At 61.3% G+C, this 9,910-nt stretch carries 8 protein-coding genes; 2 read left to right on the forward strand and 6 right to left on the reverse strand.

Features of this window, described 5'->3' with window-relative positions; all coding sequences use genetic code 11:
• The coding region (locus Q0W88_RS09980) for a PDZ domain-containing protein (RefSeq protein ID WP_297803058.1) at window positions 1-1,045 on the forward strand (1,045 nt) is incomplete at its 5' end.
• Window positions 1,046-1,051: 6 nt separating this feature from the next.
• On the opposite strand, the gene Q0W88_RS09985 is transcribed toward Q0W88_RS09980, so the two are convergent.
• From Q0W88_RS09985 to Q0W88_RS10000, 4 genes are read right to left on the reverse strand one after another with little or no spacing between them, the layout of a single operon-like run.
• On the reverse strand, window positions 1,052-1,447 hold the full coding sequence (locus tag Q0W88_RS09985; protein WP_297803078.1) for a YchJ family metal-binding protein: 396 nt from the start codon (window positions 1,445-1,447) through the stop codon (window positions 1,052-1,054).
• Between the two features lies 1 nt (window position 1,448).
• A complete protein-coding gene (locus Q0W88_RS09990) occupies window positions 1,449-2,723 on the reverse strand; it encodes an aspartyl/asparaginyl beta-hydroxylase domain-containing protein (protein ID WP_297803060.1) in 1,275 nt (424 codons plus the stop codon).
• Window positions 2,724-2,725: 2 nt separating this feature from the next.
• The gene (locus tag Q0W88_RS09995; RefSeq protein WP_297803063.1) at window positions 2,726-3,535 is read right to left on the reverse strand and encodes a methyltransferase domain-containing protein; all 810 of its coding nucleotides are present in this window, start codon (window positions 3,533-3,535) and stop codon (window positions 2,726-2,728) included.
• 2 nt (window positions 3,536-3,537) lie between these two features.
• A complete protein-coding gene (locus tag Q0W88_RS10000; protein WP_297803066.1) occupies window positions 3,538-4,116 on the reverse strand; it encodes a 2OG-Fe(II) oxygenase in 579 nt (192 codons plus the stop codon).
• A gap of 49 nt (window positions 4,117-4,165) precedes the next feature.
• Here Q0W88_RS10000 and Q0W88_RS10005 point away from each other — a divergent pair, with 49 nt between their 5' ends.
• Window positions 4,166-5,989: a tetratricopeptide repeat-containing sulfotransferase family protein gene (locus Q0W88_RS10005; protein WP_297803069.1), complete on the forward strand. Its 1,824-nt coding sequence runs from the start codon at window positions 4,166-4,168 to the stop codon at window positions 5,987-5,989.
• Here the strand turns inward: Q0W88_RS10005 and Q0W88_RS10010 are convergent.
• Window positions 5,983-7,731, reverse strand: a complete 1,749-nt coding sequence (locus Q0W88_RS10010; protein WP_297803072.1) for a DUF885 domain-containing protein — start codon at window positions 7,729-7,731, stop codon at window positions 5,983-5,985. The two genes, Q0W88_RS10005 and Q0W88_RS10010, sit on opposite strands and share 7 nt — an antisense overlap.
• A 95-nt stretch (window positions 7,732-7,826) precedes the next feature.
• A partial coding sequence (locus Q0W88_RS10015) for a TonB-dependent receptor (RefSeq protein ID WP_297803075.1) occupies window positions 7,827-9,910 on the reverse strand: 2,084 nt, incomplete at its 5' end.

Here is a 9,910-nt window from a genome sequence, read left to right on the forward strand (position 1 = left end):
CGACGGCGCCCGTGGCGCCACCGAGCACATGAATTCGACCGTCATCCAGACCGAACGCTGGAGTTTCCAGCCGCGCAGCGAGTATCTGAAATTCGCCCGCACCGCGGCCCATGAGTTCTTCCATACCTGGAACGTGAAAGCCTATCGCCCGGCCGAAATGGTGCCCTACGATTACCAGAAAGAAAACCACAGCAAGCTGCTGTGGATTTCTGAAGGTCACACCAGCTACTTCGAAAATCTGATCGCCCTGCGCGCCGGCGTGCAGGATGAAAAGCAGTATCTGGGCGATGTCTCCAATACGCTGGATGCTTACCTGCGCACGCCGGGCCGCTTCGAGCAGAGCGCCAATGAATCGAGCTTCGACGAGTGGATCCAGCCCGAGGGCGACCGTCATGCCAATGCCTCGGTCAGCATTTATCCGAAAGGCGAAATGCTGGGGCTGGCCATGGACCTGATCCTGCGCAAGGAAAGCGGCGGCAAAAAAAGCCTGGCCGATGTGCACCGCGCACTCTGGCAGAAACACAAGGTTTCCCAAGGCGGATTTACCGAAGCCGACGTGCTGGCCTTGCTGCAGCAGGTGTCCGGCCGCAGCTGGCAGGACTTCTGGAACCGTTATGTGACCGGTACCGAAGAGCTGCCGGTGCTGGCGCTGTTGAAGGAGGCCGGCGTCGATTTCGTGGCCGACAAGAAACCCGATGACGGCAAACCCTTTTATGCCTGGGGCCTGAGCGTGGCGCCGGGCGAAGACGGCATGTTCGCGAAAGTGACGGCGGTGGAAAAAGACGGCCCGGCCTGGAAGGCCGGCATCACCGCCGGCGACACCCTGATTGCGGTCAACGGCAAGCGCTTGAGCGCGAAGAATTTCGCGGCACGCAGCCAGCAGCTCGGCGGCGGCGCACTGAACATCGACTATTTCCGCCGGGATGCCAAAGCCAGCACCGTACTGACACCGAAAGCCCAGGACGGCGCCGCGATGAAACTGCAGTTCAACGACAAGGCGACAGCCGGTCAGTTGGCCCTGCGCAAAGCGTGGCTCGGCAAATAACCCGGGCTAGCGGAACGTTCCGCTGAGATAAAACCAGCGGCCGTTTTCGAGGATGAAATCACTGCATTCGTGCAGCCGCTGTGCCGGGAAGCCGCCGTCTTTGTAGGTGGCGATGAATTCAACCTGCGCCCGATCGGGCCCGGTGGCTTTTGCATCCCGGATTTCCAATCCGAGCCAGCGTAGGCGCTTGTCCATCACCAGAGTTTCCGCGGCCGGTCGGGTGCCGGCATGCCAGGTTGCCAGCAGATAGTCGGTAAGGCCCAGAACATAAGCGCTATAGCGCGAGCGCATCAGGGATTCCGCGTCAGGCGCCGGCGTGCCGGCATGATAGGGTCCGCAACACGCGGCCAGCGTCCTTGAAGGATCGCAGGGACAGGCGCTCACCGTCCGGCCATCCGGCAGCTCAGGCACGGTTGAGGTGGCCGGTTTTGGCCACAATTTCGGCCAAGGCGATTTTCTCGATCCCGGTCAGATGCGGATTCCAAGTATCCATCAGCAGGATGACGCGCGGCGCGCTGCTGCGGTTCCAGGCTTCATGCAGATAGGTGTCATCGAACGCGAAGCAGGTGCCGGCCTTGCCGGGAATTTCGCTGTCGAGCACCTTCAGCGCGCAATCCTCGGGCACGATCAGCGGCAGATGCACCACCGAGCGGATGTTGCTGGTGCCGTAATGCGGCAGGATATGGCTGCCGGCGCCGAGCACCGAGAAACAGATTTCGGGCGCATGATCGGCGATGCGCACCAACGGCAGCGATTCCAGCACTGCCGAGGTCCGCGGACAGGCGGCATGCTCTTCGGCGTAATGCCGGCCGTGCCGGTAGAAGAAGTAGGCGTCCCAGGCCGGCTGCATGCCGCCCAGATAATCGGCGGCGCGGTCGTTTTCGCCGAGGTCCAGAAACGGGGAGAGACCGCCGCGCGCCTGCAGCACCGCCGCCGCTTCATCGCGGATTGCCGCAAACGCCGATTCCAAGTGATCGAACCAGGGAAACAGGCCGCGATCGAACACCGGTGCTTCCGGCAGTCCGGGAAAATACAGGAAGGTCGGCTGCTGCTTCGGATGTGGTGACTGTACGGCCTCGAAACCAAGCAGGCCGCGCACGGCCAACTCCACACGCGCCAGTTCCTGTGTCGAAAAACGGGCGCGCAACGGCGCCATCAGGGCGTCGTGGATTTCGTTCCGGCCGCGGTTGGCAACACTGACCGCATGCGCGATGGGTTCCGCCAGCCAGGGCGGCGTCGTGGCGTCATCCAGCCAGAGCCCGGCGCGTTGCGCCTCGCTCAGCGCCTGCAGATAGGCTTTGGTCGCTTCATCATGACGGTCCTGGCGCTCCAGACATTGCCCCAGATGCAGGCGCGCGGCATGCATCATCGGTACCAGCTGCAGGCATTGTTCGAAGGCCGCAGTCGCTTCCGGCCAGTGTTCCAGTGCCATCCGGGCCAGGCCCAGATTACGCCAAAGCGCGGCCTTGGCCGGCGCGACCCGGACCGCCACGCTCAGATGATCGAGAGCAGCCTCCGGGTTGCCGGCCTGCATGGCCGCGCGCGCCAGATGCGTGCGCGCCTCGACGTTGAACGCATCGTTTTCCAGCACCAGCGCGAAGGCTTTATCCGCCTGGGCATCGCCGTTTTCGGCGTAGCGCCGGGCCTGTTCGAGCAGGGCGTGGTTCAGTGCCGACATGCTTATTCCTTGATGGCTTCGATGAACAGCGAGTCCACGCGCAGCGCGGCATGGCTGCTGGCCATGAATGTCGAAGGCACAATGGTCTTGAAACCGGCGCGCTGCAGGGCCCGCGTCAGTGTTTCCAGGTCGTAACCGAATTTATGTGCTTCGAACAGCCAGGCCGGATCCGGTCCGGCACCGGCATAGGCCAGGAAGTGTTCCAGACGCGTGGCCTGGCCGTCGCCCGCGCCCCAGTGTTCGATGCGGTCGCGGAAAAAAGCGGTATCGCCGTTCTGGTAGGCGGCGATGCACTGGGCGATATCGGGCACCACGATGCGTACCACGCCGCCGGGCGCGAGAATACGGTGGATGTCCTGCAGCAGTGCCATGGCGTCGGTCGGGTAAAACAGATGTTCCAGCAGATGCGAAAGGAACACGTAACGGCATTGGCCGTCCACGAACGGCAGGCCCCACAGCACATTGGTCGACAGCTGCGCCGGGAACACATCGAGATTGATCCAGCCGTCGAGCACGTATGGGCCGCTGCCGATGTGCAATTGCAGACCGCGGCTGTGCTGGTCCACGCCGAGGCGCTGCAGCTGCTGCATCAGATACGGACCGCGAAGCCCCTGCAGATCGGCGCGCAGCTGTTCGATCAGCTGCTGGATCTGCATCAGCCGTGCATGCACCGGCGCCGCGCCGCGCGCCTTGGCCGCCTGTTCGGGAAACGGGCCGAGCCCCGACAGATCGCAGGCCAGTTCGAATACCGACTGCATCATGGCCTTGCTGATCTGCCGGTTGCGTTCGGTCAATGCCGCGAAATCGTCCATGATCAGAACAGGAAGTAAGTGGACAGGATGTACTTGTCGTTGCTGACCGGCTTCTGGCCGATGTGCTGGAACATCCAGTACGGGGGAAAAATCACCAGGCGCCCCGCTTTGGCCTGCACGGTGATGCCGAGCTCGGGAAACTCGGTGCCGCCGCCGATTTCGACATCGTTCAAGTACCACAGAAACACCAGGTAGCGGTGCGCGACCGGACCGATGGAATCGAAATGCAGCTGGAAGCCTTCTTCGCCCGTGGTGCGGTACCGCTTCATCACCAGCTCGCTGATTTTGTCGGTCATCGGCACGGGAATCGGCAGCTTCAGCGTCTCGTTGTACAGCGCCGCATGCCGATGCATGTTTTCCAGAATCATCACCCGGAACGCGGCATCCGAGAGCGGATCCAGGTTCAGCTCGGTCCAGCCGCTGTCCTCATGACCCGGCCGGACGCCGCGTCCGTTCGGGCGCTGGAAGCGGGCCAGGGCATGGAAGGAGTCCAGCATTTTTTGGCACAGCTCCGGGCTGAACGCGCCATCGAACACCTGGATGTGGCGGCTCAAGCGGTCGGTTTCGATCGGCGTGTTCACGGTAAACTAGTCTTCCCAGAGTGCTCTGCCAATCATAACCCCTTTTCCCATGACCGAAGCGCCGCCGCCCGTGCCGAGCCTGCAGGACGCCTATCAGGCCCTGGCCATGGGCCGTACCGCCGAGGTTCTGACCTGGTCCGAACGCGCCGCGGCTGCGGGTGCGCCGCCATTGCCTTGGCGGGCATTGCGCGCCGTGGCATTGAGTCTGTCACAACGCCCGCAGGAGGCGCTGCCGGAATACCGATGGCTGTGTGCCAATGAGCCCGGCAATCCGGCGCACTGGTCGAATCTCGGCAATTGTCTGTGCGAACTGGAACGCGAACGCGAAGCGCTTGAACCCTTGCAGAAGGCCCTGTTGCTCGGTGCCACCGAACCGGCCCTGCATTTCGGGCTGGCACGCGCCTATGCCGCCGACGGGCAACTGGAACTGGCGCGCCGGCACATCGAAACCGCCATCGCGCGCGATCCGGCCGATGCCGAATTTCCGTTGCTGCAGCTGCGTATTCTGCAGGCGCAGGACCGCTGGCCCGAAGCGCAGCAGCTCGCCGAACATCTGCAGGCCAGGCCCCTGAGCGAAGGCCAACGCATCGATCTGGGCTATCTGCTGTTCCGCGGCCAATGGTATGCGCAGGCCATCGTCCAGTTCAGTACGCCGGTGCAGGATGCCGATCTCGCCATCGATGCCCGCATCGGATTGGTGATGGCCTATGAACGCACCAACCGCCTGACCGAGGCCGAGGCGTTGCAGTCCGCGTTGCATGAAACTGCCGTGAGCCATCATCCCAAGCTCTTGGACAACTTCCTGCAAATGCAGGCCAAGATGGCCATGCGCCGCAAGGACTATTCCAAGGCCCGTGTGCTGTTCGAACGCATCCTGACGGCCCCGCATGCCGATCCGGTGCTGCATCTCGGCCTGCAATTCGAATACGCGGCGGCCTTGGACAAGTGCGGCGAGGCCGATGCCGCGATGGCGGCGCTGCAGGCCGCACATCAGCACCGCCGCACCCTGGTCGGCCGCAGTCATCCGGCCCTGCAGGACAGCACCGAAGCCTTCGCCGTGCTCGAGCAGCCGGTGCCGCCCTGGAACCCCGCCCTGCATGTTGCCGATGCACATCATGATCCGGTGTTCGTGGTCGGCTTTCCGCGCTCGGGGACCACATTGCTCGAACAATTACTCGATGCCCATCCGGCGCTGGTGTCGTTCGATGAGCAGCCGTTTCTGCAGCATGTGGTTCGCCGGCTGGATGCCGAAGGCAACGATGTCGGAGCGGCGCTGACGGCATTGACGCCGGCGCAGGCGAGTGAGGCGCGCGCCGGGTATTTCGCGGAAGTCGCCGGCGTGGTTACCGAAGCCGGATTGCGGCGAGCGGTCGACAAGAACCCGCTGAACATGGTGCGCCTGCCGCTGTTGCAGAACCTGTTTCCGCGCAGCCGCGTCATCCTCGCCGTGCGCCACCCCTGCGACGTGGTGCTGAGCTGCTACATGCAGAATTTCCGTGCGCCGGCCTTTGCGCTGACGTTCGAAACCCTGGAAAGCACCGCGCGCATGTACGACCGTGTGTTCGCACATTGGACCGCCGCGGCCGGACAACTGCAGCTGCCGGTGTTGACTTGGAAATACGAGGACCTGGTGGCCGATACCGAAGGCCGCGCACGCGCCCTGTTCGATTTCCTGCAACTGCCCTGGCACGATGCCTTGCTGGCGTTCACCGAGCGCGCCAAAGACAAAGGCGCCATCAAGACGCCCTCGTATCAGCAGGTAGTGGAGCCGGTCAACGCCCGATCCATCGGACGTTGGCAGGCCTATCGCCAGCACTTCACGCCTGAAGTGATGGCGCATCTGGCGCCGTGGATGGCCCGCTTCGGTTACTGAGCTGCCTGCGCCGCGATCCAGGCATCCATGTGTTTTTCCAGGGTGTCGAGCGGAACCGAACCGGTGCCGAGCACCTCATCATGGAAGGCGCGTAAATTGAAACGGGCGCCCAGCCGGCCCTGTGCGCGTGCGCGCAGTTCGGAAATCTTCAGTTGACCGATCTTGTAGGCCAGCGCCTGGCCGGGCGTGCCGATGTAACGGTCGATTTCGTTGACGATGTCCTGATCGGTTTTCGGCGCATTGGCCTTGAAGTAATCGATGGCCTGCTGGCGCGTCCAGCCCTTGGCATGCATGCCGGTATCCACCACCAGGCGTACGGCGCGCCACATTTCGTAAGTCAGCTGGCCCATGCGGTCATAGGGGTCATCGTAAAGGCCCATGTCGTAGCCCAGCTGTTCGGCATACAGGCCCCAGCCTTCGCCGTAGGCCACGAAGTAGGCGGTACGCCGGAACATCGGCATTTCCGGCAGCTCCATGCCGCGCGCGAACTGGAAGTGGTGACCGGGCACCGCTTCGTGCAGGCTCAGCGGCAGCATTTCCCATTTCGGCCGGACCTCCGGTTTGTACAGATTGACGTAGTAATAGCCCGGGCGGGTGCCGTCGGTGGCGCCGCCCTGGTAATACGCGGTGGTGGTATCGGGGGCGATGCTGGCCGGTATCGCCCGGACGCCGTAGGTCAATCGCGGCAGCACGCCGAAAACCTTCACCAGCTCCGGATCGATGCGCTTCGACATCGCCTGATAGCCTTCGAGCAGAGCTTCGGGCGATGTATAGAAGAAGCGCGGATCGCTGCGCAGAAAGCTGAAGAATTCCGGCAGGCTGCCTTTGAATCCGGTTTCCGCCTTGACCGCTTCCATGCGCGCACGGATGCGGGCGACTTCCTTCAGACCGATGCCGTGGATCTCGTCGGCACTGAGTGCGGTTGTGGTGTAATAACGCGCCAGCAGATCGTAGTAGGCCTTGCCATCGGGCAGATCGGTGGCGGCTATGCTGCTGCGCGTGGCCGGCAGGTATTCGGCATTGAAATACTCGCCCAGACGCGCGTAGGCCGGCACGATTTTCCCGGTGATGAGCGTACGTGCTTCTTTGGACAATGCCGCGCGCTGCGCGTCCGTGAACGACTCCGGATAGCGTTTGAACGGCGCGAAGAATCCGCTTTTCTCCGGGTCGGTGACGAGCTGTGCCGCGATCTGCGCCGGCACCCGGGTCATGATCGCCTTCGGCGGCGTCCGGCCGCTGCGCACGCCTTCACGCATCAGCGCCAGGGTCTGCTCGATCAGAACCGGAAGGGCGTCCATGCGTGCCAGCCAGTCGCGGTAATCCTTTTCGGTGCTGAATGCCAGCAGTTCGGTGATGCCGTCAGCGGTCTGTACGCCACCCTGGTGGGTCATCGGCATCAGGTATTCGCGGAACGGCTGGCGTTCGATGTCTTTGTTCAGCAGCCATTCGAAGGTGTCGTAATGGAGCTGGTCCTGCGCACTCAGTGCCTTGCGGTCGATGGCATGCAGGCGGGCCATGGCCGCACGGTCGGCGGCCTCGCTGTCGGCAATCGCCTTCAGGCTCAGATCGGACCAGCGGTCGTTGAAACGCATGTCGCCGTTGTAGGCGGCGTTTTCCGGGCTTTCGCGCAACCCGCGTTCCCATTCCTCGGCGAACAGGCGGTGCAGCGCGGCATGGCCATCGTCGGCATGGGCTGCCGGAATCAAGGTCAGGAGCAGGAGCAAAAGGGCTGTAAATCGCATGGTGAGCCTCCCTGTGGGTACCCAGAGTGTATCAGCAACGCCCGAAAAAAAACCGCAGCCCGGAGGCTGCGGTTTCGGTTTCCGATGGTGGCTTATCAGAAGTTGACGGTCAGGCTCGACCAGTAGTAACGGCCGACGGTATCGAAGGTGCGTTCGTCGGTGTTGCCGTTCAGCGAGTTGTTCTGGTACAGGATCGGCGGCTGTTTGTCGAACACGTTGTCGACGCCCAGACGGAACTTGACTTTGTCGATGCTGACCCCGAACTGCAGGTTGTGGTAGGTGTAGGCGCCAATTGAGAACTGGCAACCCGCGCTGCCTGGGCTGAGACCGAGGTTGGCACAGGTGCCGTCCGGTTCGGTGCTGCCGACCGTGAAGCCGTCAACGTAACGCATAGTCCAGGACACGTCGAAGATGTCCTTGCTCCAGCCCAGGTTGCCCAAGGCGCGCCATTGGCTGTAGTTGCCCATGCCGCCGTTGGCCGAGGACAGGAAGGTGCCGGCGTTTTGCTGTTGAGCGATTAACTCGCCATTGTAGATAACGTCCACATCGAACTTGTCGAGGTAGGTCGCGTCCAGGCTGGCACGGAACTTGCCGAACGAGGTGTCCTTGCGGTACTTGAAGCCGATGTCGACGCCGGAGGTGTCGTATTTGCCGACATTTACGCGGCGATCGAACAGGATTTCGACTTCTCCGCTCGGACGACGGCTGAACATCGAACACACCGGCGATGGGTTGGCGGCGGTACTGCTGAAACAAGCATTCAGGATGTTCTGGGTGCCGATGGTGCCGATGGCGTTATCCAGTTTGGCATTCCAGAAATCAACAGTAGTCGAGAAGCCGTCGAACCAGGACGGTTCGTAGACGAAACCGACGGTGATTACCGTTCCTTCTTCCGGTTTCAGAGTGTCAGTACCGCCCTTAATCGCATTCAGCTGAGAATCCGTCTGGGAGAATGACGGATTATAATTCGGTTGCGTAGGATCATTTTGTACGGGCAAATTCGAGTTTACCATCTGGACATTATTACAAGCCGGATTTGTTGAAATGCCACCGCCCGGTGCTGAAATTCCATTACAAGGATCAGTAAAGCCATCCGATGCTGCTGCTAAACCGCCATAAAGATCTGTGATAGTCGGCGCGCGGAATACTTCGGCGTAGGTGCCACGGAACAGCAGCTGTTCAGAAGGTCGCCATTCCAGACCCAGTTTGCTGTTGATGGTGCTGCCGAAGGTCGAGTAATCCGACCAGCGAGTACCGAACGAGGCATTGAAGGTATCCGTAATCGGAATCAAGGCTTCGCCATAGATTTCTTTCACGGTGTAGTTACCCTTAGTAGGAGCAGTACACAGCTCCGAAGAGATGCCGCAGGTATAATCCGCGCTCGGATCGACGATAGCGGCATCAAACGGGTCGAATTCCAGTGCGTTCTTGCGGTATTCCAAACCTACCGCAGCCTGCACGGTGCGACCGCCGATTTCGAACAGATCACCACTGAAGTTGGCTTGGAAGCCTTTTTGGGTTTCAACCTGCTTGTGCAACACATCCAAGCCGATTGCGCCTAATGCAGCCAGCTGTGCTTGACCTGCCGCCGAATTCGGATCGAAGTTGCCGACGAAATCGATCGGTGTACAGCCCGGAATCGGAGTGGTGAATGTGCCGTCGGTGTAGCAGACGCCACCTTGCGAGGGACCAAGTGCCTTTTCCAGCGCAACATAATCGATATAGCCCTGATTATCATTGTTCTGTTTTATTTTTCCATAGCTGATGTTGGTATCCCAAGACCAGGAAGTACCGGCGAAATCGCCCTTCAGGCCTGCATTCAATTGAGAAACATCAGTGACATATTCATAACGGCGGTTGCCCAGACGGCTCAGGCGCAAGCGGATATCTTGGATTTCAATTCCAAATGGATTGTATTGGCTATATTTTGAAAGTGAGATTCCGTCGGACAAGCCGTCGAACGGCAGCGGAGCAATCTGCGAGGCCGAACGGGTCTTGTTGGCGAAGGCGTCGACATAGGCGGTGACGTTGTCGGTGATATCAAAATTACCGGTCACGAACAAACCCGAACGTTCCTGTGGGGTCAGCTCGAGGTTGCCGACGGCCTGGTAATTGAAGGAGTCGCGGCCGAAGCTGAAGCATCGGAAGTCTGAAAGACTGGAGCCAGGAAATGCAGGGT

It is taken from the genome of Arenimonas sp. GDDSR-1 (genome assembly GCF_025980345.1).
Lineage (GTDB): Bacteria > Pseudomonadota > Gammaproteobacteria > Xanthomonadales > Xanthomonadaceae > Arenimonas.